Consider the following 22,858-nt stretch of genomic DNA (forward strand, 5'->3'; position numbering starts at 1 on the left):
GAAAAATTTTACGATAAAACGAGGGGAGTTTCCCATGAACGTATCCTATCGATGGTTATCCGATTATATCGATTTGAGCGGCATTCCCGCCGGGCAATTGGCGAAGATGATGACGCGGGGAGGCATCGAGATCGATTCCGTGCCGTCCCGCAACGCGGGCGTTACCGGCGTGGTCGTCGGCTATGTGAAGAAGAGAGAGAAGCACCCCGACGCGGATAAGCTGAGCGTCTGCACCGTCGACGCCGGAACGGGCGAAGATTTGCAGATCGTCTGCGGAGCGCCGAACGTCGGAGCGGACATGAAGGTGCCGGTCGCCGTCGTCGGCGCGAAGCTGCCGGGCGGCCTTAACATCAAGCGCGCGAAGATGCGCGGCGTGGAGTCGCAGGGGATGATCTGCTCGGCGCGCGAGCTCGGCATCAACGACAAGCTGCTGCCGAAGGAGCAGCAGGAAGGCATTCTCGTGCTGCCGTCCGACACGGAGATCGGACGCGACATTCTCGACGTGCTCGCCTTGGACGACTCGATTCTCGAGCTCGACCTGACGCCGAACCGTTCGGACTGTCTCAGCATGCTCGGCGTAGCCTATGAGGTGTCGGCGCTGACGGGCCGCCCGCTGAATTTGCCCGACACGGGCATACACTCGGCCGCGGAAGTTACTTCGGATTATGTCCGCGTATCGATCGGCTCTCCGGAGCATTGCTCGCTGTATACCGCTCGCTACATCAAAGGGGTGAAAATCGGCCCTGCACCGCAGTGGATGCAGAACCGTCTGATCGCGGCTGGCGTTCGTCCGATCAACAATATCGTCGACATTACGAACTACGTCATGCTCGAATACGGCCAGCCGCTGCACGCGTTCGATGCGGCGCAGGTTGCGGGCGGACGCATCGACGTTCGTCTGGCACGGGCCGGCGAAACCTTGGAGACGCTGGACGGCCAGGAGCGGAAGCTGGAGCCGCACATGCTCGTCATCGCGGACGCGGAGAAGGCGATCGGCCTGGCCGGCGTGATGGGCGGCGCGAACTCAGAGGTGTCGGAGGGCACGACGGACATCATTCTGGAATCGGCGAAATTTGACGGCAGCACGATTCGGCGCACTTCGCGCCAACTGGGTCTGCGCTCGGAGGCGTCGGCCCGCTTCGAGAAGGAAGTCGATCCGGACCGGGTGCGCGCGGCGCTGGATCGCGCGGCGGGACTGATGGCCCGTTACGCGGAAGGGCTCGTAACCGAAGGCGTCGCCGAGGCGGAGGTATCGACGCGGCAGCCGGCCGTGATCGAGCTGTCGCTGTCCCGGGTTAATAGCATGCTCGGCACGGAGCTGTCCGCGCTGGAGATCAAGACAATTCTGTCCCGGCTGCAATTCAAGGTCGAGACGAGAGGCGAAGACGTATGGAAGATCGCGGTGCCGTCCCGGCGCGGCGACATCTCCCGCGACGTCGATCTCGTGGAGGAGATCGCCCGTCTGCACGGCTACGACGAAATTCCGACGACGCCGATCGAAGGGCCGACGACGCCGGGCTCGCTGACGAAGCCGCAGGCGATTCGCCGCAAATTGCGGACGATTCTGACCGGCGCGGGGCTGCACGAGGCGATCAGCTATTCCGTAACCTCGCTGCCGAGAACGGAGCTGTTCGCGGAGCTGGCGGCGGGCGCCAAGCCGATCGCGCTGGCGATGCCGATGAGCGAGGAGCGCAGCGTGCTGCGTACGACGCTGATCCCGAGCCTGCTGGAAGCGGCCGCCTATAACCTGAACCGGAAAAACAACGATATCGCCCTGTTCGAAATCGGCAACGTGTACCACACGGACGAGACGACGCTGACTCGCCTGCCTCACGAGAAGCCGAGAGCCGCGCTGCTGCTGCTGGGCAACCGCCGTACCGCCGCATGGAACCGGACCGCGGAGCCCGTCGATTTCTACGATGCCAAGGGCGTTCTGGAGCAGGCGTTCGACCGGCTCGGCCTGTCCGGCCGCATTTCTTACGAAGCCGCACGGCCTGCCGGCTTCCATCCGGGCCGTACCGCCGCGATCGTCATCCGCACGGAACGAGGCAGCGAGACGATCGGTTACGTCGGCCAAGTGCATCCGGAGACGCAGCGGGAATTCGACTTGCCCGACACGTACGTGGCCGAGCTCGAGCTTGGACCGATCTACGAATATGCGGATGCCGGCATTGAATATCGCATCCTGCCCCGTTATCCGGCGATCGAGCGCGATATTGCGGTCGTCGTGGACCGCGGCGTCGCCGGCGGCGCGCTGACGGCGACGATCGCCGCTTCGGCGGGCGAGCTGCTGGAGTCGGTTAACGTGTTCGACGTGTATACCGGCGAGCGGATCGGCGGGGACAAGAAGAGCGTGGCGTTGGCGCTTGTCTATCGGCACGCGGAGCGTACGCTGACGGACGAGGAAGTCGGAGAGGCGCATGCCCGCGTGCTTGCGCAGCTGGAACAATCTTACGGCGCAGAACTTCGGAAATAGGCAGGAAACGATATGGGAGGCAGCGAATACATCTAGACGCCGGCTGGCGGAAGATGGTTCGCTGCTTTTGTTAACAACCTATTAATGAGAATGCAATGGGGGGATCACGCCGTGAGCAATCAGGACAAAACGCGTGTCACCGTCGACATATACGGAACGCAATATACGATAACGGGGCATACAAGCACGGAATATATGAAAAGAGTCGCCGCGCTCGTCAACGATCAGATGAACAAGGTGAACGTCGGTTCGCCAAGGCTCGATCTTCCGAAGCTGGCGGTGCTTGCGGCCGTCAACATTTCGGACGAGCTCCTTCGCTTGCGTAGAGAGAACGAACAACTGTTGAAAATCGAACACGACCAGCAGCTGCAAATCAAGGAGCTGGAAGAGGCGCAGTCTTCGCTGTCCCAGGAGCTGGAGACGCTTAAAGAGCGCTCCGCGCTGGAGCTGGAAGAAGCGAAGTCCTCGCTGTCGCTAGAGCTGGAGGCTCTTAGAGAGCGCTCCGCGCAGGAGCTGGAAGAAGCACGAACTTCGTTGTCCCAGGAGCTCGAGGCTCTTAAAGAGCGGTCGGCGCGGGAACTGGAGGAGGCGCGGACCTCGTCGTCGTTGGAGCTTGAGGCGCTTCAAGAGCAATCCGTGCAGGAATTGAAAGCAGCGAAGGAGCAGGCGGCAGCGGAGCTTGATGCGTTCACGAAGGAGGCGGAGGGCAAGCTGCAGGCCGTTCAGTCGCGAACCGCAGAGGAGCTGGCCCAGGCGAAGCGGCGGGCGGAAAACCTCGGCGCAGAGCTGGAACGGCAGAAGCAGACGGCGGCCCAGACGCTCCAATCCGTTCGGGCGAAAGCCGCGCAGGAGCTGGAAGCGTCCAAATCGCAAGCGGCTCAACAATTGCAGGCCGCCAAGGCGCAAGCCGAGCGGGATGTGGCGGCGGCCAAGGAGCAGGCGGCAGCGGAGCTGCAAGCGGTCAAGCGGCAAGCGGCGGAAGAGCTGGGCCTGGCGAGACAGCAATCGGATGCGGAACTGCAAGCTGCGAAGCAGCAGGCGGAAGAGGAGCTCCAGTCGGCGAGGCAGCAGGCGGAAGAGGAAGTCCAGTTGGCGAAGCAACAGGCGGAAGCGGAATCGCAGGCGGCAAAGCAGCAAGTAGAAGAGGAGCTGCAAGAGACGAAGCGGCAAGCGGAAGCGGAGCTTCAGGCGGTGAGACTGCAAGCGGAAGAAGAATTGCAAGAGGCGAAGGAGCAAGCGGCGGCGGAGCTGGAGCTGGCGAAGCAGCAAGCCGAGGCGGACTTGAGCGAGGCGAAGAGACAGGCCGATGACGAGCTGCAGGCCGAGAGGCGCAAAACCGCGTCCAGGCTGGAGGAGCAGCAGTTGGAGGCCGAGCTTGAGCTTGAACAGGCCAAGCTGGACGCGGCTGGCGCGCTGAAGGCTGCTCGCGAGGAAGCGGAGAGCCGTTTTGCCGCCGAACGCGCCGAGTTCCAGGAGGCGTTGGCCGCCGAGAGAGCCCATGCGGCTGCGGAGCTGGTAAAGGCCCAAGAGGAGACGGACCGGCGATTGGCGGAGGAGCTCTCCCGGGAGCGGGCGGCTTTGGCCGAACGGCTCGCCCGAGAGAAGCGGGAAGCGGAGGCCGAGCTCATTCAGGTACATAGCTCCGAGGTTGAAGCGCTCAAGCTGCTGCACTCGGCGGAGCTAAGCGCCTTGTCGGAAGCGAAGGCAGCCGAGCTTGCGGAGGCGAAGGCTCGTGCCGCCGTCGAGCAGCAAGAGCTCGAGGCGATCTATTCGGAAGAGCTGGAAGCGGCGAAAGCCGAGCTTGAGACATTGGCGTCCGAGCAAGCGGAGTGGCGTTCCAAGGAGAAGGAATGGCGGCAGCTGCGCGAACGGTTGGAGCACGACGCGGAGCGGTGGGCGACGGAGGCGGAAGACCAGAGGAGAACCGTTCTTGAGCAGCAGGAGATGCTGCAGGAAGTGGAGCTGCAGACGAACAAGCGCTTCGGGGCGCAGCAGGAAACGTTGGAGGAGACGCGGCGGGAGAAAGACGAGCTGGCCCGGGAGCTGGCCGAACGGGATGCCCAGGAGCAGAAGTGGGGCGACACCATTCGGGAGCTCCGGGAGCGTCTGGCCCAGTCTCAGCAGGACCGGCAGTCCTCCGCGGAACGAATCCGGGAGCTGGAGGCTCGGGTTTCCGATTTGGATCGTTCCCGCTCAGCGCTCACGGAAGCCGTTGAAAGCGCGGAGCAGGAGCTGGAGGCGGCTCGATCGGAAGCGGCCGCAGCGCCTTCCCAGACGGACGTTGCCGCTCTGGACGAGCTGCGCGAGCAAGCCGCGCAGGGAACGCGTCTTCATACGGAGCTGCAGCAGCTCCAGGCTGAGCATTCCAAGCTGCACGAGGAATACAAAAAGCTCCAGAGCGAATACAATGAATGGATCGAGATGCTGGAACAAGAGTAACGCGATCGAACGGGGAGTTGGCGAACGATGCAGGCCCGAAAGGGCCGCCTCGTCAGCGGCGGCAACTTACGACGGCGGATTATGCACAAAAAAGGCGATTCCTTCCGATTTATTACCGGGAGGAATCGCCTTGACGTTAGCGAGAGTTTAGCTTACGACAAGCTTCGTGATCATCTTCGCGTGGCCTTGTCCGCACATAATGTTGCACTTGATTTCGTAGGTGCCCGCGGGCAGAGTGATCACCTTGGATTTGTTGCCTCTGAGCGTAATGTCTTGTCCCACAATTTCGATTCCGTGGGCTCCGCTCAAATTTTCCAAAGTGAGCTTGACAGGGGTGTCCTTGGGAAGCGTATATTCCTGCTGATCGAATTCCCAGTTGCTTGCTTTGATAACGACCTCTTCCGAGTAAGACTCTTCGCTTGCCGAGGAGCTGTTTCCGGATTTTGTATCGTTGCCGCCGCACGCCGATAAAGCCAGCGTCAATGCCGCGAGGGCGAGAAAATAGACGATTTTTCTTTGCATGGCCAATGACCTCCGTACCCATGAAATGAAAGACGGAAAGCTCTGTTTAAGATTCCGCCTGCCCACATTGTACCATAAGGCCGCCGGCGCTTAATCCTCAATCTATGGCAGAGTCATGACATTATTTTAAAAGGGACGGAACCCGAAATGCGCGCAAAGCCCCTTCGCCGTTCGCGAAGAGGCTTTGCGCGCGCTTGCTTCGTTACGATCTTTGCTTGCCGGCTTCGTAAGGAGAAGCGATCGGAATAAACAGATCGATAATCCCGATCACGAGCGCCGCCAGCAGCGAACCGATAACCGTCACTTCGACATGGCCTACGACGAATTGAGCCAGCCAGATGACGAGGGCGCTGCATAGGAACCCGACGATTCCCCGTCCGAACGGAGTGACCTTTTTACCGAAGATGCCTTCGATGATCCACCCCAATACGGCGATGACGACCGCGAGCATAAGCGCGCTCCAGAACCCGCCCACGGAAAATTGAGGGACGAGCCAACCGACGACCATCAATACGATGGCAGCGACGATAAAGCGAACGATCGTGCCGATTACATTCATGTTTTTCGACCTCCTTTGGAAGTAGTTTATCCCGAGATTCGTTCCGTATGAGTGATCGGTCAAAAAGTCGGCAAATCCGTTGCTTTCGCTTGAATGAAGGATTCGGCTATAATATAGGCGAAGGAGTTGACAGTTGCCGTGAACGAGAAGGCTTTACATACACTGGAGTACGATAAAATCATTCGCAAGCTGACCGGACTCGCTTCGACCAGCTTGGGCAAAGAGGAAGCGGAGAAGCTGACTCCGAGCCGCGAGCTAGAGATCGTAAAACGCAGGCTGGCTGCGACGGACGAAGCGTCCCGGGCCGTTGGCCTGAAAGGGACGCCCCCTTTTGGCGGGATAACGGACATCCGCGCCTCCCTCCAACGCGCCAAGCTGCAGGGGATGCTTCAGCCTCCCGAGCTGATGGAGGTCGCCCAATTCATTCTGGGATCGCGCCGGTTGAGCCGCTTCATCGCCTCCGCCGGGGAGGAGACGGAGCTCCCGCTGCTCTCCGATCTGTGCGAACCGTTGACCGATTATAAGGCGTTGGAGGACGAGATCCGCAGATGTATCGACGAACAGGGAGACGTGCTCGATTCCGCCAGTCCGGAGCTGGCTTCCGTGCGCAGGGACATCCGAATCAATGAAGGACGAGCCCGGGAGAAGCTGGAAAGCTTGATCCGTTCCTCGTCGGTTCAGAAGATGCTCCAGGAAACGTTGATTACGATGCGCAACGACCGCTATGTGATTCCGGTCAAGCAGGAATATCGCTCTCATTTCGGAGGCATCGTCCACGATCAATCGGGAAGCGGCGCTACGTTATTCATTGAGCCTGAAGCCGTCGTGCAGATGAACAACAAGCTGCGCGAGCTTAAGATCAAAGAGCAGAACGAGATCGAACGCATTCTGCGCAAGCTGACCGCCGATATCGGCGAACGCGCGGATTTGCTCGCCGGGGACGCGGAGATTCTCGGCTTGATCGATTTTATTTTCGCCAAGGCGTTTCTGGCGCATGCCATGTCCGCCTCGTTGCCGGCCATGAACGAAGAGGGCAAGCTCCTTCTTCGCAAAGGCCGACACCCGCTCCTCGACATGAAGACGGCTGTGCCGATCGATATCGAACTTGGCGAGAGCTATTCGTCGATAATCGTCACCGGCCCGAATACGGGGGGCAAGACCGTCTCTTTGAAGACGATCGGATTGCTCAGCCTGATGGCCATGTCCGGCTTATTCGTGCCGGCCGAAGACGGCAGCCATCTCTGCGTGTTCGACGGCATTTACGCCGATATCGGAGACGAACAGAGCATCGAACAAAGCTTGAGCACATTCTCCAGCCATATGACGAACCTGATCTCTATGCTCGGACAAGTAACAAGCCGCAGCCTGGTGCTGCTCGACGAGCTCGGCGCCGGGACGGACCCTGCGGAGGGGTCCGCTCTGGCCATCGCGATTTTGGAGCATCTCCAGAAAATCGGCTGTCGCTTGATCGCTACGACGCATTACAGCGAGCTTAAGGCTTACGCTTATAACCGCGAGGGCATTATTAACGCCAGCATGGAGTTCGACGTGGCTACGCTGCGCCCCACTTATCGTCTGCTGGTCGGCGTTCCGGGAAGGAGCAACGCGTTTGCGATCGCGGAGAGGCTTGGGCTTCCGAAAAGCATCATCGATCATGCGCGAGGCGAAGTGAGCGAGGACGAGCTGAAGGTCGATTCCATGATCGCTTCTTTGGAGCAGGATCGTCTGCAAGCCGAAGCGGAAAGACGTTCGGCGGAAATTTTGCGACTTGAGACGGAGAAGCTGCGTAAAGAGATAGAGGAGGAACGCTTTAAGCTCCAAGAGCAGAAGGCGAAGCTTCTGGAAGCGGCGCGCGAGGAAGCGCGTCAGCAGGTCGTCAAGGCGAAGCGGGAAGCCGAGGAGATCATCTCCGATCTCCGCAAGTTGGCAATGGAGGAAGGCGCTTCCGTCAAGGAGCACAAGCTGATCGAAGCCAAGAAGCGGCTGGAGGAGGCAGTTCCCGATCCTGTCGCCAAGCCCTCTCGTCGCGCCGGGGCGAAGCCGGTTAAGATCGAGGCGGGAGACGAAGTGAAGGTTCACAGCCTTAACGGACAGAAGGGGCACGTAGTCGAACTCACCGGGAGCGGGGAGGCCGTCGTTCAGCTTGGCATTTTGAAAATGAAAGTTTCTCTAGCCGATCTGGAACCGATGCGCGCGGCTTCGGCCGGGAAGTCGCAGGTTCAGGCGCAAGCGACAACGGTCAAGCGTTCCCGCGACGAAAATATCCGCACCGAGCTGGATCTGCGCGGAATGGCGCTGGACGAGGCGATTATGGAAGTGGACCGTTTCCTCGACGAAGCGTTTCTTGGCAATCTGGGGCAGGTTTATATCATTCATGGCAAAGGAACCGGCGCTTTGCGCAGCGGGATACAGGATTTTCTGCGGCGGCATAAGCATGTCAAAAGCTACCGGTTAGGCCAATTCGGGGAAGGCGGCGCGGGCGTATCCGTGGCCGAGCTTCATTAACGGGAGGTCTCGCAAATGCAGGATGTTGTCGATTCCATCATGTCTCAGCCTATTCTTGCGGTATTGGCTTACTTCTCCGTAGGAATTTTGGCGCTGATCGTCTTTCTCTCCTGCTTCGAATGGGTGACGAAGTATGACGGATGGAAGGAAATCGGCAGAGGCAACTTGGCGGCAGCGATGGCGACCGGCGGTAAAATTTTCGGAATATGCAACATCTTTCGCTTTTCGATCGAAGCCAACGATACGATTTATCAGAGCATTTTATGGTCGGCCATCGGGTTCGTGCTGCTGCTTGTCGCTTACTTTCTGTTCGAGTTTTTTACTCCGGTATTCCGGGTCGATGAAGAAATCGGGAAGGATAATCGCGCGGTAGGTTTGCTGTCTCTCGTGCTGTCCGTTTCTTTGTCTTACATTATCGGCGCTGCCGTCATCTAAGCTCGGAGGGAACGAAATCATGAAGTACTTGTGGGGAACTCTGCTTGCCTTGGCGATTTTGTTTATCGCGGTCGGCGTATTCTATATGATGAAGGAGGCTTGAATTCCAACATGTCGGTTATCATTTGTCCTTGGTGCCAGAGCGAGATCATTCAGGAAGACGGGGAAGAGCCGGAGAAAATATGCCCGGTATGCGAGAATGAGCTCGACGGTTATCGAACGCTGCAATTCAATATCGGGGAAGACGACGAAGAGGATGAGATGGAGGACGAGGAAGAAGAACGCTCGATCTCCATTGACGACAACGAGGATTTGAGCTGGATGGACGACGAAGAAGAAGCGGAATCGAGCGATGAACTGCGGCGCTTCGACGAAGCGCTGGAAGAGCTTTACGACGAACAGGACCTCGTTCCCGAATGCCCGCTGTGCCATGAGTATATGCTGGAGGCCGGAGAGCGTCTCGTGGAGGCGTCCGAATTTTCCCCTCGCGTGCCGGGATTAAGCGGGGAACCCTTGTTGGAAGCGCCATTTAAGCTTAGAGTCTACGTATGTCCGTCTTGTTTTACGGTGCATTCGTTTCTCGGAGACGAGGATCGTCAACGAATGGTGCGCCGCTTAAGCCAAAGCGATAAGGAGAACTGAGAATGACCCGCATTGTCCATTCCGTGATCGATCTGATCGGCAATACGCCCGCCGTTCAATTACGCCGCTTGGTCGGACCCGAGGATGCCGAAGTATTCGTCAAGCTGGAAAAAATGAACCCAAGCGGCAGCGTCAAGGACCGCGCCGCTTCCGGTCTGCTAAAGGATGCGGAAGAGCGCGGATTGATCGCCCCGGGAAGCTTGATCGTCGAGCCGACCAGCGGCAATACGGGCATCGGACTGGCCATGTACGCAGCCGCTCGGGGTTACCGGCTTATTCTCGTCATGCCGGATAATATGACGGCGGAGCGCATCTCGCTTCTCCGCGCCTACGGAGCGGAAGTCGTGCTGACTCCGGCCGCGGAACGGATGCCGGGCGCAATCGCCAAAGCCCGCGAATTGCTCGAACAAAATCCCGGCAGCTATATGCCGAATCAATTCGAGAACGCCGCAAACCCGAATATTCACCGGACGACAACCGCTCTGGAAATTCTCGAGCAGACGGAAGGCCGGTTGGATGCGTTCGTCGCCACTTCCGGTACCGGAGGAACGATAACGGGAACCGGAGAGGTGCTGAAGGAGAAGCTTCCGGGTTTATATGTGGCCGTCGTGGAGCCGGCCGGCTCGCCTGTTCTGTCCGGCGGTCAGCCCGGTCCTCATAAGCTTGTCGGGACAAGCCCGGGATTCGTTCCGGCTATTTTGAATACTTCGGTATATGATGAAATCGTCCAAGTGAAGGACGAGGATGCGCTGGAGACGACAAGGCGCCTTGCCCGCCTTGAAGGTCTGCTCGTAGGACCTTCGTCCGGAGCGTCCGTCTGGGCCGCGCTGCAGGTCGCCCGGCGTCTGGGACCCGGCAAACGCGTGCTCTGCATCGCCCCCGATACGGGCGAGCGATATTTGAGCATGGATATTTTTTGAAGCCGGTCTCTATAGGGAAAGATAGCGCTCGCGAATGTCGCGGGCGTCTTTTTATTTATGGGCCTGTCAGGTTGTTATGGAGCTTGTTGGCAGCCTTCGCTCGCGGAGCATCCCGTATTCGTTAAGCGTGTAAATCGTCGTGCAGGCGCTCAGAATCAGCTTGCTGAGCGCGGCGATCGGATTACAGTCGTTGCTGCTTCGAAAACGATATTCGTAATAGTAGTACAACCGGTTCCATTTGGAGACGCGTTTGCCGTAATACTTCCGAATGAAGGCGCGGGCCTTCCGGTACATCAGCAGCATAGCCCTCCGTACGATCGGCAGCTGCTCCGAGCGCTTCTCTCGCCTCCAGAAATCGAGCATGGGGATGCGTTCCGACTTGTGCATGGCCAGCCGGATCTTGCGAAGCAGCCTGTCGGCGGTTCGCTGCTGAATGCGCAGCGTCCGGGCCAGCTTGCGCGCGGAACAGGGAAACCCGGAGGCGACCCAGTAGAGAGCCACCATCCAGTAACGCAGAGGCAGCTTGGTCCGGTGCATGAGGGTGTTGGAGGTAATGGAGGTTTGCGTCTTGCAGTTGGCGCATTCGTAGACGTTCCGCGTTTTGATCAAGCAGTAACGCATCTCGCCACACTTGGTGCAAATAAAACCGCGAGGCCAACGTGCAGCAAACAAATAGTCCCTGCAGGCCTGCTCGTCCGGAAAGAGAGCCATAAACTTGCGAATGGACGCCATCGGATCATCCCCTCCCTACGACTCGAACGTTTGTTCTCTTTTTCTCATCATACCAAACATACATTCCCATTTCAACTCATATGCCATGATTTTCGTGAAATTTCGGATAATTCCCTGAATTTTCCTATTCTCCACGAACGTCATTGTATCTCAAATTCGGCTTCCCTGAGTGAATGGCAGATAGGGAGGAGAGATGCGCTAACTTGGGCTTAGGAGGCTAGCTTTGGCAATAACAGATGGAGGACTAAGCAGGATTTTCGTACGGATGAATATCGACGGCATGAGAGGAGATGAAGAATGTTCCATTAAGAAGGTGACGTAAAGTGACGGGAAAGGCAAGGAATGAAAAGATGGCGCTAAGGCGACTTGAGAGAACAGTAGTGAGAAAGGCGATGGACGAGAAAATTAACGGGAAAGGCAAGCACTGAAAAGATGACGCTAGGCGACGTACGGGACAAAATGATGAGAAGACAATGAATGGAAAATGACGAGAAGATAATGTGCGAGAAAGTGAGGTAAGCGGGGAAAAAGAAAGTATCTGCAGGTGACTCAGGTGAGGAAAAAATGAGATACATTTAGAAATGGGAAGTTAGAAAATGGAAAAAGGCTGTGGAATTAATATGTAAAATAATGGGCGTTAGAAGGGGAGGGGGAGTAAGAGGGATTAGCATTGAAGGAGGCGAGCGGAAGAAGAAAGGGAAAAGAGGGGGCGGTAAAAGAAGGCGCGGGAAAAGAGGAAGCAGTAAAACAGGGAGGAAGAAAAGAGGAAGCAGGAAACAGGGAGCGGGAAAAGAGGAAGCAGTAAACTGGGAGCAGGAAAAGAGGAAGCAGTAAAACAGGGAGGAGGAAAAGAGGAAGCAGGAAACAGGGAGCGGGAAAGAGGAAGCAGTAAAAGCGGGGGTGCATAGCAGGGAGGAAATCAAGGAAGACTATGGTGCGATGTGCCAAAGAAACGATTGGGAGGTAATGAGACGAAATGCAAGCCATCACAGCGAAGGAATTGGAATACATCGTCGATTCGATGTCGAACGAGGATTTGCTGATTAAGCAGTGCACGATCGGAGCGGCAACGATTACGAACCAGCAGCTTAAGCAGGCGTGTTCTCACATGATTGACGTGCATACGCAGCATTACAACACGCTGCTCAGCTCGCTGCAGCAGCATCAGCCGCTCGCCCCGGCCCAACCCCAAGCTTAAAAAAAGGAGGTTTTCACGATGTACAACAATCCGGCGCTTCCCGACGAGGATATGGCTTATACGATTTTGGCCGATCTCAAACGCGTTACGCGCGAATATGCGACGGCGGCAACCGAATCGGCTTGTCCGGTCGTCCGGCAAATGTTCACGCAGTTGCTCGACGATACGCTCAAGGTACAGGGCGAGCTGTTCAACGCGATGCAGCAAAATAACATGTACAGCCTGCCATCGCAAGCTCTCAAACCGGAGATCGACAAGCAGTTGAAGCAGGGTCAGCAGACCCAGCAGAAGACGGGGCAATTCGTTCAGCAGACGCAATCGGCCCAGGCCGGCATGGCGGCGAACGCCCAGAACGGCGCTCAGGCGCCCGCCTATCAATAACGCTTTATCTCCGCGAAGCTCCCCGGTCGGCAATCCATTTGCCGATACGGGGATTTTTTAGACCATCCTTGGAATTCACTATCCATGCAGCCTGTTTTTGATGTATCATGAAGAGTAATTCAGGAGGGATTAGGATGAACGAATTGAAGCTGAGCATCTTGGACCTGCTCAAAGAGGACGCACGCTTATCCGCCGCAACGATCGCGACGATGTTGGGGACTTCCGAAGAGGAGGTGGCTGCGGCGATCTCGGAACTGGAGCGGGATCACGTCATCGTCAAATACGCGACGGTTATCAATTGGAGCAAGGTAGACGATGAGAAGGTTACGGCGTTGATTGAGGTGGAGTGCACTCCGGAGAGAGGGCGCGGATTCGAGAATATCGCCGAACGCATTTATTTATACCCCGAAGTGAAATCCGTCTATCTGATGTCCGGAGCCTTTGATCTGCTCGTTGAGATCGAGGGTAAAAACCTGAAGGAGGTCGCTTCGTTCGTCTCGAATAAACTGTCGACGATCGAGTCGGTCATCTCCACCAAAACGTTCTTTATTCTAAAGAAATACAAGCAGGACGGTATTATTTTCGAAGAGTTCGAAGACGATCAGCGTTTGCTCGTATCGCCATAAATCCGTAGTCCAACGTAAACGTAAAGGAAGTATGCCAGATGATTAAAGATGAGGAAAAGCCGAAAATCGCGGTGGCCGATTCTTCGCAAAGCGATGGGATGCAGCGCTATTTGGCTTCTCATGCCCGCGAGATTCCGCCTTCCGGAATTCGTCGCTTCTTCGATTTGGTCAGCGCCAGCAAGGACAAAGACATCATTACGCTAGGCGTCGGGGAACCGGATTTCGTCACGCCTTGGCGGGTCAGGGATGCAGCGGTGTATTCCCTGGAAAAGGGCAAAACCCAGTATTCTCCGAACGCGGGGATGCCGGAGCTGCGCGAAGCGATCGGGCAATATTTATCCGATCATTTTAGTTTGACCTACGATCCGGGCAAGGAAATGATCGTTACGGTAGGAGGCAGCGAAGGGATCGATCTGGCGCTGCGGGCGCTGATCGAGCCGGGAGACGAGATTCTCGTTCCCGAGCCTTGCTATATTTCCTATTCTCCGATCACTTCTTTAAGCGGCGGCGTGGCGGTAGGCATCGAGACGTTCGCCGAAGACCAGTTCAAGCTGACTCCGGAAAGCTTGCGCGCGGCGATTACGCCGAAGTCGAAAATTCTTGTGCTGTGCTACCCGAGCAATCCGACCGGAGCGATCATGACATACGAGGAAATGCTTCCGATCGCCAAAATCGTCGAGGAGCACGACTTGATCGTCATCTCCGACGAAATCTATGCGGAATTGACTTTTAACGGCAAGCATGCCAGCTTCGCGTCTTTGCCGGGCATGAAGGATCGGACGATTCTCGTCAGCGGCTTCTCCAAGGCGTTCGCGATGACCGGTTGGAGAATGGGCTACGCATGCGGACATCCCGATCTGATCAGCGCCATGCTCAAAATCCATCAATATACGATTATGTGCGCACCGACGATGGGACAGGTGGCCGCTCTCGAAGCGCTGACCAAAGGCGGTCTCGAGGAGAAGGACCGCATGATGGAATCGTATAACCAAAGAAGGCGCCTGGTCGTGCAAGGCTTCCGCGATATGGGGCTGGAGTGCCACGAGCCGCAAGGCGCGTTCTACGCATTCCCATCCGTCCGCTCGACCGGCATGACCTCCGAGCAATTCGCCGAGAAGCTGCTGCTGGAGGCCAAAGTCGCGGCGGTGCCGGGCCATGTGTTCGGCAAGGGCGGGGAAGGCTTCCTGCGCTGCTGCTACGCGACCTCCGTCGCGCAGCTGAACGAAGCGTTAGAGAGGATTCACCTTTTTCTTAGAAGTTTGGAATAAAAATGAATATTTTACAAAAGTCATATTCAAATGAATCGTGTTTTGCTATAATAACCATGATTTTCGACCCGCCGAGTTTCATTTCGACATGAGAAGGGGGAGTTACATGGCTGCGGCAAAACATAAATCGAAAAAAATGTCGTCGTTACAAGCCGATTTACCCATCCATTCTCATTACTCGGGCCGAGCGGCAGCCGAGCTGGCGGAAGAGATCGACCATTTGCGGCAGGTAATGACCGATGCTTTCCTGCAGGAGCGTTCTCTGGTCGCCGATTCCGTCATGGAGCTGAGCCGGCAGTTGGATCGAAAGATCAACGAATATATGAAAGTCGTTCTTTTGGGCAGGGAGCAGGCGCGGTGACGAGCTCACCGGCCTCTTTTTTCTATTGAAGGAGGGGAAGCAAGATGTTATGGCTCGTGATCGGCGGGATCGCCTGCGGAAAATCCGCTTTCGCGGACGAGCTCGCGCTCGCCGTTGGACGCGAAGGCATTCGCTTGTCTTGTCCTTCTTTCCCGGGCGGGGAAGCGGCTATTCCCGCGTTGTCCGACAGCCCGGGCTTCTATAGAACAAGGTCGGAGGCGGACGAGACTCTGCCGGGCAAAATTGAAGCGATTAATATGGAATCGAACTTTTTTCGCGCGGAGCGGAGGGTGGTCGTCGTCGACAGCTTGTCGGGGTGGCTTAGAGCATCGTTTGCGCGATCGACCGGACAGGGAACCAGACACGCTTCCGACGGGCTTTCTGGGACGGGGCTGGAAGCGGCACCCCATGCCGCCGGGCTTGCTGGGACGCAGCCGGGAGTGACACCCGATGCCGCCGGGCTTGAAGCCGCAAGATGGCGGGAAACGATCGATACGATACTGGCGTTCGAGGGCAGGATCGTCGTCGTGACGGAAGAACCGGCCGCCGGACTGGCCCCGACTTCCCGGGAGCTGGAATACGCCGGGAAGCTGGCGGAAGCGAATCGCGTTTTGCTCCGGGCAAGCCATTCCGTCTACCGGATGACGGCGGGGATGGCTGTGGAAATGAAAGGGTACCGATTAAAAGGGGGAAACGACCGCAATGAAAATTTATACGCGGACCGGTGACGGCGGCAAAACGTCGGTCATCGGCGCGCGGGTCGAGAAAGACGATGCCAGAGTGGAGGCTTACGGCACGATCGACGAGCTGAACAGCTTCGTCGGACAAGCGGCGGCGGTTATCGCCAGGCTGCAGGACGGCGAGTGGAGCGATCGGCTGGAGCAGCTCACGATCATTCAGCACGAGCTGTTCGACTGCGGCTCCGATCTGAGCTATGCTTCTCCGGACCCCGGCAAGCTGAAGGTAACGCCCGGGATGACAGAACGACTGGAGCGCTGGATCGACGAGCTGGAGGCGGTCAATCCGCCGCTTGAGAAGTTTATCCTGCCTGGGGGAAGCGAGCCGGCGGCGCTGCTCCACGTCTGCAGAACCGTCTGCAGGCGGGCGGAGCGAAGGGTTGTCTCTCTGTCGCAGGAGCAGGAATGTCCGGGCGAGGTGCGCAAATATTTGAACCGTCTGTCGGACTATTTTTTCTCGGCGGCCAGGGCGGCCAACGCCCGGTTAAACGTGACGGACGTTGAATACGAACGGAGCGCTCCGGTGTTTCGCCGGAGGTCGTAGCCGGATGGACGAAGCAAGCAAGTCTGTGGAATATTATGCGCCGATCGAGTTTGTCGCGGAGGCGGGAGACGAAGGGCGCTCGCTAAGGGACGTGCTGCGCAAGCGGATCGGCATCTCGCGCAGGCTGATGGTGCGGCTCAAGACGTCGGAAGAAGGGTTGTCCGTTAACGGGCAGAAGGTATGGCCGAACCATAAAGTGGCCGAAGGGGACGTGATCTCGCTGCGGATGGAGGCGGAGAGCTCGGAGACGATCCTGCCGCAGCCGATGGAGCTTGACATCGTGTTCGAGGATGAGCATCTGCTCGTGCTGAACAAACCGGCAGGCCTGATCGTCCACCCGACGACGGGACATTATTTGAATACGCTCGCCAACGGCGTTATGCATTATTGGCAGGAGAAGGGCGAACGGATCAGGTTCCGGCCTGTCCATCGGCTGGATGAGCATACGTCGGGCCTTGTCGTCGTAGCCAAGCATTCGCTTGCGCAGCAGCAGCTGTCGGCGCAGATGGCCGAGGGGACCGTCGTCAAGGAGTATCGAACGTACGTCTACGGCCGCCCTCCGGCGGCGGAGGGACGGATCGACGCGCCGATCGGAAGGCAGACGGAGGATCCTCACCGGCGCGTCGTACGCGAGGACGGAGCGCCTTCCCTGACGTTCTACCGGGTCGTCGAAGCGTACGGCGACCTGGCCGCCGCCGTCGACGTTCGTCTGGGGACGGGCAGGACGCACCAAATTCGCGTGCATATGACGCATATCGGCTGCCCGATCATCGGGGACGGCTATTATTCCGAGCAGAGTTGGAACGAATCGGAGCTGGCGCGCAGAGCGGCGGGGCTGATCGAGAGGCAGGCGCTGCATGCTTGCAGGCTGAGCTTCCGCCATCCGGTGACGGGAGAAGAGCTGCGGCTGGAAGCGGCGCTGCCGGAGGACATGAGGCTGCTCGAGCGGGAGCTCGGCAAGCTGAAAAAAGATTGAGCGAAGGGGTTAGTTGAAGTGGCGAAAGCGTTAAAGATGTATCATTTGCCGACCTGCAGCACCTGCAAGGCGGCCATTAAAGCTTTGAAGCAGCGCGGCCGCGAGCCGGAGCTGCACGATATTCGCGAGACGCCGCCTTCGGCCGAGGAGCTGGGCAGGCTGATCGCGTCCAGCGGACTGCCGATCGGCAAGTGGTTTAATACGTCGGGCGAAGCGTACCGCGAGATGGGGCTGAAGGATAAGCTGCCCTCGATGTCCGAGGAGGAGAAAATTCGGCTGCTCGCTTCGAATGGCATGTTGATCAAGCGCCCGATCGTCTCCGACGGCGTCCAAACGACGATCGGCTTTAAGGAGCAGGATTTCGGCCCGGCATGGTACAAGGCATGAAGCAGCTGAATGTGCGCGCGCAGAAGCTGAGCCGGCTCGGCTCCGCGATTTTCGCCGAGGTGTCCGGCTGGAAACGGGAAGCGCGGGATAAAGGGCTGTCCGTCATCTCGCTGGACATCGGCAGCCCGGATCGAGCGCCCCAGGAGGAGCTGCGCGGCGTTCTGGCGTCCGCAAGCCTGCGGGCGGATGCTTACCGCTATCCCGGAACGGAAGGCACGCTGGCGTTCCGGGAAACGGTGGCGAAGTGGTTCGACCGCAGATTCGGGGTGCAGTTGGACCCGCAAAGCGAGATTCTCTCGCTGATGGGCACGCAGGACGGCCTTGCGCATCTGCCGCTGGCGATTGCCGACCCGGGAGACGCCGCGCTGCTGCCCGATCCCGGTTATCCGGTGTACGGCGCGGGGCTGGCCGTGGCGGGAGTCGAGGCGATTCCGCTTCCTCTGCTGGAGGAGAACGGCTATTTGCCCGATTTCGAGGCGGTTCCCCAGGCCGTCTGGGACAAGGTTAAGTTTATGATTTTGAACTATCCGAGCAACCCGCTCTCGGCGATCGCCGATCTGGCGTTCTTCGAGCGGGCCGTACATACGGCGCGCAAGCACGGCGTGCTGCTCGTCCACGACAACGCCTACAGCGAGATGGCCTTCGACGGCTTCCGCCCGCCCAGCGTGCTGGAGGTGCCGGGCGCGTTCGACGTCGCCATGGAATTCCACTCGCTGTCCAAGTCGTATCATCTGGCCGGCACGAGGCTCGGCTTTGCGGTCGGCAACCGGGAGGCGCTGTCCAGCCTGCGCGATCTGAAAAACAACATCGACTTCGGTGTGTTCCTCGGGACGCAGGAAGCGGGAATCGCCGCGCTGGAGCTGGACATGAATGCGCCGAAGCCGATTTCCGGCCTGTACGAGCGCCGTCGCGACGTATTCGTCCGGGCGCTTCGCGAGCAGGGCTGGAATGTGCCGTCTCCGCAAGCGACGATGTTCTTGTGGGCGCGGGTTCCCGAAGGATGGTCCTCGCGCAGCTTCTCGCAGTCGCTGCTGACGGAGACCGGCGTGGCATCGATACCGGGCAACGCGTTCGGGGAGCGGGGAGAAGGCTTCGTCCGCTTGGCGCTGGTCGAGGAAGAGGAGATTTTGGCGGAGGCCGCGAGAAGAATCGGCGAATTTGTTCGCGGCGCCGAACCGGGGAAATGAAGGGGGAAACGGCTATGTCCGAACCAAAGGTGATGCTCGTCGACGGAATGGCGCTGCTGTTCAGGGGCTACTATGCCAACGCTTACGGAGGCTACATCCGCAAGACGAAAGCGGGACTGCCGACGAACGCGGTGTTCGGCTTCGTGAGGTATTTGCTGGATGCTTGCCGCACATTCGGTCCGACGCATATTATTTGCTGCTGGGATATGGGCAGCAAGACTTTCCGGACCGACAAGTTTGATGCGTACAAAGGCAATCGCCCGGAAGCTCCGGCGGATCTGATTCCGCAATTCGACCTCGTCAAGGAAGTAACGAGCGGGCTGGGGATTTCGAACGTCGGCATCGCCGGCTACGAGGCGGACGATTGCATCGGAACGCTGTCGAAGCAATTCGGCCAACATATGGACGTCTACGTGCTGACCGGCGATCACGATATGCTGCAGCTGGTCGACGAGCGGGTTAAAGTGGTGATCATGAAGAAGGGACCGTCCAACTATGCGGTCTACGATCCGGAGATGCTGCTCGTAGAGAAGCAGTTAACGCCGAAGCAGTTCATCGATCTGAAAGGATTGATCGGGGACACCTCGGACAATTATCCGGGTGTTAAAGGCATCGGGGAGAAGACGGCCACGAAGCTTCTTGTAGAGTATGGTTCTATCGACGGTATCCTGGAAAACCTGCATCTGCTGCCGAAGGGCGTCAAAGCCAAAATCGAAGCGGACATCGAGATGCTGCACCTGTGCCGCGAACTGGCGACGATCCATTGCGAGGCGCCTGTCGCCTGCACGGTCGAGGATTCGCATTGGCGGCCGAATCAGGCTCAAATCGCCGCTCTGTTCGAGGAATTGGAGTTTAACAGCCTTGTCAAAGAGATCGGCAAGCTGTTTGTGGTATCTTAACCCTTTTCATCCGAAAGCTCCATTCTGTAGACTCACAGTCAAATCGGGAGAGAAAACGCAATATTCCAATGAAGCCTTCACAGCGCATAATGTGCTATTGTAGAGAGGCGGCGCTATGTTCCCAGCGATAATCCCGGGCGGAAGCCCGGGTTATTTTTTTGACCGTTTGGCCGAAGCGGGAGAAGCTGCCGAAGCCGGTTTCTTCCCGTTCGCGAGGTTTATTGCGCATTATAGCAAAATATGCGGGGTTTTTGCGGGATTGAGCAGGAAAGCAGGAGAAAACGTTTCTTGTTTGCTATAAGTTACTCTTATCAGGAAAACAAACCACGATGAGGGTGAGCGAAAATGAGCAAAAAGAAAACGTATGTATTGGTCGGTTCGGGCGGACGAGCGGAGTTTTTCTACTCGGCGATCGCGACGTCTTACCGCGAGACGTCCGAGCTGCTGGCGTTCTGCGACACGAACCAGACCCGGATGAATTACGCCAACCGGCAGCTGACCGAGCGTTACGGCTATCACGCGGTCGCGACCTACAAGTCCGAGCAGTTCGAAGAGATGATCGCAAAGGAGCGGCCCGACGCCGTCATCGTGACGAGCATGGACCGTACTCACCATAAGTACATCATCCGGGCGATGGAGCTGGGCTGCGACGTCGTGACCGAGAAGCCGATGACGGTCGACGAGAAGAAGTGCCAGGACATTCTGGACGCAGTCGAGCGCACCGGCCGGAACGTGCGGGTGACGTTTAACTATCGCTACGCGCCGCACCATACGAAAGCCCGCGAGCTGATCGAAGACGGCACGATCGGCAAAGTCACCTCGGTCCATTTCGAATGGCTGCTGAACACGCAGCATGGGGCCGATTACTTCCGCAGATGGCACCGGGACAAAAGGAACAGCGGCGGCCTGCTCGTCCATAAGTCGACGCACCATTTCGACCTCGTCAACTTCTGGATCGGCTCGGAGCCGGAGACGGTGTTCGCTTTCGGAGATTTGCTGTTCTACGGCAAGGAGAATGCGGAACAGCGCGGAGTCACCCAATTTTACGACCGTGCCACCGGGAATCCGAACGCGAAGGGCGACCCGTTCGCGCTGCCGCTCGACGAGAACGACAACCTGAAGGCGCTCTATCTGGACGCCGAGCATGAGGACGGCTATCGCCGCGACCAGAGCGTGTTCGGGGACGGCATCAGCATCGAGGATACGATGGGCGTGCTGGTCAGATACAAGAACAATGCCATCCTGACGTATTCTCTCAACGCGTATCTGCCTTGGGAAGGCTACCGGATTGCGTTTAACGGGACGAAGGGCCGGATCGAGATGACGATCGTCGAGCAATCGTACGTGAATTCCGGCGGCGAAAAATCCGAGGAAGGCGCGCTTAAAGCCAGGTCCATTACGGTGTTCCCGATGTTCGCGGCCCCTTACGAGGTGGAGGTCGAAGAAGGCGACGGCGGACACGGCGGCGGCGATCCGGTGCTGCTGAACGATATTTTCGGCGTTCCGACGGAGGATCGGTTCAAGCGGGCGGCGAATCATATCGATGGGGCGAAAAGTATTTTGACGGGGATCGCGGCCAATCGTTCGATCCGGACGGGGCAGGCGGTGCGCGTCGACGAGCTGGTCAAATTTCGATGAAGGAGCGATAACGAAGTGAAGGAGTTTCTGGACGATCACTTTTTGCTTCAAAATGAGGTTTCGCGGCGGTTGTATCACGATTACGCGGCGGGGCAGCCGATTATCGATTATCACTGTCACTTGAATCCGCAGGAAATCTACGAGGACAAGCGTTTCGGCAATCTCGCGGAGATTTGGCTGTATGGGGATCATTACAAGTGGAGAGCGATGCGGGCGAACGGGGTTGAGGAAGCGCTCGTGACCGGGGGACCGGGAGTGGACGACTACGATCGTTTCCTCGCCTGGGCGAGAACGGTTCCCGCCACGCTCGGCAACCCGCTGTACCATTGGTCGCATCTTGAGCTGAGGCGTTATTTCGGCATCGAGGAGCCGATCAACGAGAAGAACGCGCCGGTCATTTGGGAGAAGGCGAACGCGGTGCTGCGTTCCGAAGGCTTTTCCGTCAGGAGACTGATCCGGGATCAGCGCGTGCGCGTCATCTGCACGACCGACGATCCGACCGATACGCTGGAATATCACGAAGGCATCAAGGGCATCGCCGATTTCGACTGTCTTGTGCTCCCGTCGTTCCGGCCCGACAAAGGGCTGGAAATCCGCCGCGACACGTTCGCGCCTTGGGTGCGCAAGCTCGGAGAGGCGGCAGGGACCAACGTCGATACGTACGAGGGGTTCCTGGCGGCGGTGGACAGCCGCATCGCTTTCTTCGCGAAGGTCGGCTGCAAAGTGTCGGACCATGCGCTCGATCGCGTGCTGTACGCCAAGACGAGCCTGGGAGAAGTGTCCGACATCTACGCGAGGGCGCTTGGTGGCGAGACGCTGACGCTGGAAGAGGAGAGCAAGTACAAGACGTACACGCTGCTTCACTTGGGCGAGCAGTACAGCAAGCTCGGCTGGACGATGCAGCTGCACATCCACGCTTCCCGGAACAACAACAGCCGCTCGTTCTCCCGGCTCGGACCGGATACCGGCTTCGACTCGATTCACGACGGGGAGCTGGCGTATCCGCTGACCAAGCTGCTTGACGGCATTGACGCCAAAGCGGGCTTGCCGAGAACGATTTTGTACTCGCTTAATCCGAAGGACTACTATGTGCTGGGCACCGTAATGGGCAGCTTCCAGGGCGGCGGCATTCCCGGGAAAATCCAGCTTGGCTCGGCCTGGTGGTTCAACGATACGAAGGACGGCATGCTGGAGCAGATGAACGCGCTGGCCAATCTTGGCCTGCTGTCCCGTTTCGTCGGTATGCTGACCGATTCCCGCAGCTTCCTGAGCTATCCGCGCCATGAGTATTTCCGCCGGATTTTGTGCGACATGCTCGGCGAGTGGGTCGAGCGCGGCGAAGCGCCGCACGACATGGAACTGCTCGGCGGCATGGTGGAGGACATCAGCTACCGCAACGCGAAAAATTATTTCGGCTTCTAAACAA

23 protein-coding genes are annotated in these 22,858 nt (G+C 58.1%); 20 read left to right on the forward strand and 3 right to left on the reverse strand.

Going from position 1 to position 22,858, the window contains the following annotated elements:
- Positions 1-34 precede the first annotated feature (34 nt).
- A complete protein-coding gene (pheT, locus tag ACFFT4_RS28485) occupies positions 35-2,476 on the forward strand; it encodes a phenylalanine--tRNA ligase subunit beta (protein ID WP_378052490.1) in 2,442 nt (813 codons plus the stop codon).
- Between the two features lie 111 nt (positions 2,477-2,587).
- A complete protein-coding gene (gene zapA / locus ACFFT4_RS28490) occupies positions 2,588-4,915 on the forward strand; it encodes a cell division protein ZapA (protein ID WP_378052491.1) in 2,328 nt (775 codons plus the stop codon).
- Positions 4,916-5,062: 147 nt separating this feature from the next.
- Here the strand turns inward: zapA and ACFFT4_RS28495 are convergent, their stop codons facing one another.
- Together ACFFT4_RS28495 and ACFFT4_RS28500 are read right to left on the reverse strand one after the other, a co-directional pair.
- Positions 5,063-5,437, reverse strand: coding sequence for a cupredoxin domain-containing protein (locus ACFFT4_RS28495; protein WP_378052492.1), 375 nt, complete (start codon positions 5,435-5,437; stop codon positions 5,063-5,065).
- 202 nt (positions 5,438-5,639) lie between these two features.
- Positions 5,640-5,996, reverse strand: coding sequence for a phage holin family protein (locus tag ACFFT4_RS28500; RefSeq protein WP_378052493.1), 357 nt, complete (start codon positions 5,994-5,996; stop codon positions 5,640-5,642).
- A 138-nt stretch (positions 5,997-6,134) separates the two neighbouring features.
- On the opposite strand from ACFFT4_RS28500, the gene ACFFT4_RS28505 reads away from it, so the two are divergent.
- From ACFFT4_RS28505 to cysK, 4 genes are all read left to right on the forward strand, one after another.
- A complete protein-coding gene (locus ACFFT4_RS28505; protein WP_378052494.1) occupies positions 6,135-8,501 on the forward strand; it encodes an endonuclease MutS2 in 2,367 nt (788 codons plus the stop codon).
- Positions 8,502-8,516: 15 nt separating this feature from the next.
- On the forward strand, positions 8,517-8,936 hold the full coding sequence (locus tag ACFFT4_RS28510) for a DUF350 domain-containing protein (RefSeq protein ID WP_378052495.1): 420 nt from the start codon (positions 8,517-8,519) through the stop codon (positions 8,934-8,936).
- A 111-nt stretch (positions 8,937-9,047) separates the two neighbouring features.
- Positions 9,048-9,578 (forward strand): hypothetical protein, encoded by a 531-nt coding sequence (locus ACFFT4_RS28515; RefSeq protein WP_378052496.1) that lies wholly within the window; start codon positions 9,048-9,050, stop codon positions 9,576-9,578.
- Between the two features lie 2 nt (positions 9,579-9,580).
- Entirely contained in the window at positions 9,581-10,498 is a 918-nt protein-coding gene (gene cysK / locus ACFFT4_RS28520; protein WP_378052498.1) for a cysteine synthase A, read from the forward strand.
- Between the two features lie 66 nt (positions 10,499-10,564).
- On the opposite strand, the gene ACFFT4_RS28525 is transcribed toward cysK, so the two are convergent.
- Positions 10,565-11,230 (reverse strand): transposase, encoded by a 666-nt coding sequence (locus ACFFT4_RS28525; protein ID WP_378052499.1) that lies wholly within the window; start codon positions 11,228-11,230, stop codon positions 10,565-10,567.
- Positions 11,231-11,900: 670 nt separating this feature from the next.
- On the opposite strand from ACFFT4_RS28525, the gene ACFFT4_RS28530 reads away from it, so the two are divergent.
- The 14 genes from ACFFT4_RS28530 (at position 11,901) to uxaC (ending at position 22,854) form a co-directional block, all read left to right on the forward strand.
- Positions 11,901-12,035 carry a hypothetical protein gene (locus ACFFT4_RS28530; RefSeq protein WP_378052500.1) on the forward strand — a complete coding sequence of 45 codons (135 nt, stop codon included), beginning with the start codon at positions 11,901-11,903 and terminating at the stop codon, positions 12,033-12,035.
- A gap of 171 nt (positions 12,036-12,206) precedes the next feature.
- Entirely contained in the window at positions 12,207-12,428 is a 222-nt protein-coding gene (locus ACFFT4_RS28535; protein WP_378052502.1) for a hypothetical protein, read from the forward strand.
- Between the two features lie 18 nt (positions 12,429-12,446).
- A complete protein-coding gene (locus tag ACFFT4_RS28540) occupies positions 12,447-12,809 on the forward strand; it encodes a spore coat protein (protein WP_378052504.1) in 363 nt (120 codons plus the stop codon).
- A gap of 134 nt (positions 12,810-12,943) precedes the next feature.
- Positions 12,944-13,435 carry an Lrp/AsnC family transcriptional regulator gene (locus ACFFT4_RS28545; RefSeq protein WP_378052505.1) on the forward strand — a complete coding sequence of 164 codons (492 nt, stop codon included), beginning with the start codon at positions 12,944-12,946 and terminating at the stop codon, positions 13,433-13,435.
- A gap of 38 nt (positions 13,436-13,473) precedes the next feature.
- Positions 13,474-14,703 (forward strand): aminotransferase class I/II-fold pyridoxal phosphate-dependent enzyme, encoded by a 1,230-nt coding sequence (locus tag ACFFT4_RS28550; RefSeq protein WP_378052507.1) that lies wholly within the window; start codon positions 13,474-13,476, stop codon positions 14,701-14,703.
- 106 nt (positions 14,704-14,809) lie between these two features.
- Positions 14,810-15,064 (forward strand): aspartyl-phosphate phosphatase Spo0E family protein, encoded by a 255-nt coding sequence (locus ACFFT4_RS28555; RefSeq protein WP_378052508.1) that lies wholly within the window; start codon positions 14,810-14,812, stop codon positions 15,062-15,064.
- 44 nt (positions 15,065-15,108) lie between these two features.
- Positions 15,109-15,792, forward strand: coding sequence for a P-loop NTPase family protein (locus ACFFT4_RS28560; RefSeq protein ID WP_378052509.1), 684 nt, complete (start codon positions 15,109-15,111; stop codon positions 15,790-15,792).
- Positions 15,767-16,345, forward strand: coding sequence for a cob(I)yrinic acid a,c-diamide adenosyltransferase (locus ACFFT4_RS28565; RefSeq protein ID WP_378052510.1), 579 nt, complete (start codon positions 15,767-15,769; stop codon positions 16,343-16,345). Before ACFFT4_RS28560 ends, ACFFT4_RS28565 begins: the two co-directional genes overlap by 26 nt.
- A gap of 4 nt (positions 16,346-16,349) precedes the next feature.
- Entirely contained in the window at positions 16,350-17,321 is a 972-nt protein-coding gene (locus ACFFT4_RS28570; RefSeq protein ID WP_378052512.1) for an RluA family pseudouridine synthase, read from the forward strand.
- A 36-nt stretch (positions 17,322-17,357) separates the two neighbouring features.
- On the forward strand, positions 17,358-17,708 hold the full coding sequence (locus tag ACFFT4_RS28575) for an arsenate reductase family protein (protein ID WP_378052823.1): 351 nt from the start codon (positions 17,358-17,360) through the stop codon (positions 17,706-17,708).
- Complete coding sequence (locus tag ACFFT4_RS28580; RefSeq protein ID WP_378052513.1) at positions 17,693-18,895, forward strand: aminotransferase class I/II-fold pyridoxal phosphate-dependent enzyme; 1,203 nt, start codon at positions 17,693-17,695, stop codon at positions 18,893-18,895. Before ACFFT4_RS28575 ends, ACFFT4_RS28580 begins: the two co-directional genes overlap by 16 nt.
- Before the next feature lie 14 nt (positions 18,896-18,909).
- Positions 18,910-19,794: a 5'-3' exonuclease gene (locus tag ACFFT4_RS28585; RefSeq protein WP_378052514.1), complete on the forward strand. Its 885-nt coding sequence runs from the start codon at positions 18,910-18,912 to the stop codon at positions 19,792-19,794.
- A gap of 345 nt (positions 19,795-20,139) precedes the next feature.
- Complete coding sequence (locus tag ACFFT4_RS28590) at positions 20,140-21,432, forward strand: Gfo/Idh/MocA family protein (protein WP_378052516.1); 1,293 nt, start codon at positions 20,140-20,142, stop codon at positions 21,430-21,432.
- 15 nt (positions 21,433-21,447) lie between these two features.
- Entirely contained in the window at positions 21,448-22,854 is a 1,407-nt protein-coding gene (gene uxaC / locus ACFFT4_RS28595; protein WP_378052517.1) for a glucuronate isomerase, read from the forward strand.
- Positions 22,855-22,858: the final 4 nt, after the last annotated feature.

Origin of the sequence: Cohnella cellulosilytica, from assembly GCF_042431195.1 — a bacterium.
Taxonomy (GTDB): Bacteria; Bacillota; Bacilli; order Paenibacillales; family Paenibacillaceae; genus Cohnella; species Cohnella cellulosilytica.

Bases quoted from the DNA above. Each gene is read 5' to 3' on its own strand.
- ACFFT4_RS28540 (WP_378052504.1), top strand. From the start codon at position 12,447: ATGTACAACAATCCGGCGCTTCCCGACGAGGATATGGCTTATACGATT.
- ACFFT4_RS28570 (WP_378052512.1), top strand. From the start codon at position 16,350: ATGGACGAAGCAAGCAAGTCTGTGGAATATTATGCGCCGATCGAGTTT.
- ACFFT4_RS28525 (WP_378052499.1), bottom strand. From the start codon at position 11,230: ATGGCGTCCATTCGCAAGTTTATGGCTCTCTTTCCGGACGAGCAGGCC.
- ACFFT4_RS28560 (WP_378052509.1), top strand. From the start codon at position 15,109: ATGTTATGGCTCGTGATCGGCGGGATCGCCTGCGGAAAATCCGCTTTC.
- ACFFT4_RS28535 (WP_378052502.1), top strand. From the start codon at position 12,207: ATGCAAGCCATCACAGCGAAGGAATTGGAATACATCGTCGATTCGATG.
- ACFFT4_RS28495 (WP_378052492.1), bottom strand. From the start codon at position 5,437: ATGCAAAGAAAAATCGTCTATTTTCTCGCCCTCGCGGCATTGACGCTG.
- ACFFT4_RS28555 (WP_378052508.1), top strand. From the start codon at position 14,810: ATGGCTGCGGCAAAACATAAATCGAAAAAAATGTCGTCGTTACAAGCC.
- ACFFT4_RS28545 (WP_378052505.1), top strand. From the start codon at position 12,944: ATGAACGAATTGAAGCTGAGCATCTTGGACCTGCTCAAAGAGGACGCA.
- ACFFT4_RS28585 (WP_378052514.1), top strand. From the start codon at position 18,910: ATGTCCGAACCAAAGGTGATGCTCGTCGACGGAATGGCGCTGCTGTTC.
- cysK (WP_378052498.1), top strand. From the start codon at position 9,581: ATGACCCGCATTGTCCATTCCGTGATCGATCTGATCGGCAATACGCCC.
- ACFFT4_RS28565 (WP_378052510.1), top strand. From the start codon at position 15,767: ATGAAAATTTATACGCGGACCGGTGACGGCGGCAAAACGTCGGTCATC.
- ACFFT4_RS28575 (WP_378052823.1), top strand. From the start codon at position 17,358: ATGTATCATTTGCCGACCTGCAGCACCTGCAAGGCGGCCATTAAAGCT.
- ACFFT4_RS28510 (WP_378052495.1), top strand. From the start codon at position 8,517: ATGCAGGATGTTGTCGATTCCATCATGTCTCAGCCTATTCTTGCGGTA.
- ACFFT4_RS28550 (WP_378052507.1), top strand. From the start codon at position 13,474: ATGATTAAAGATGAGGAAAAGCCGAAAATCGCGGTGGCCGATTCTTCG.
- pheT (WP_378052490.1), top strand. From the start codon at position 35: ATGAACGTATCCTATCGATGGTTATCCGATTATATCGATTTGAGCGGC.
- ACFFT4_RS28590 (WP_378052516.1), top strand. From the start codon at position 20,140: ATGAGCAAAAAGAAAACGTATGTATTGGTCGGTTCGGGCGGACGAGCG.
- ACFFT4_RS28500 (WP_378052493.1), bottom strand. From the start codon at position 5,996: ATGAATGTAATCGGCACGATCGTTCGCTTTATCGTCGCTGCCATCGTA.
- ACFFT4_RS28515 (WP_378052496.1), top strand. From the start codon at position 9,048: ATGTCGGTTATCATTTGTCCTTGGTGCCAGAGCGAGATCATTCAGGAA.
- ACFFT4_RS28580 (WP_378052513.1), top strand. From the start codon at position 17,693: ATGGTACAAGGCATGAAGCAGCTGAATGTGCGCGCGCAGAAGCTGAGC.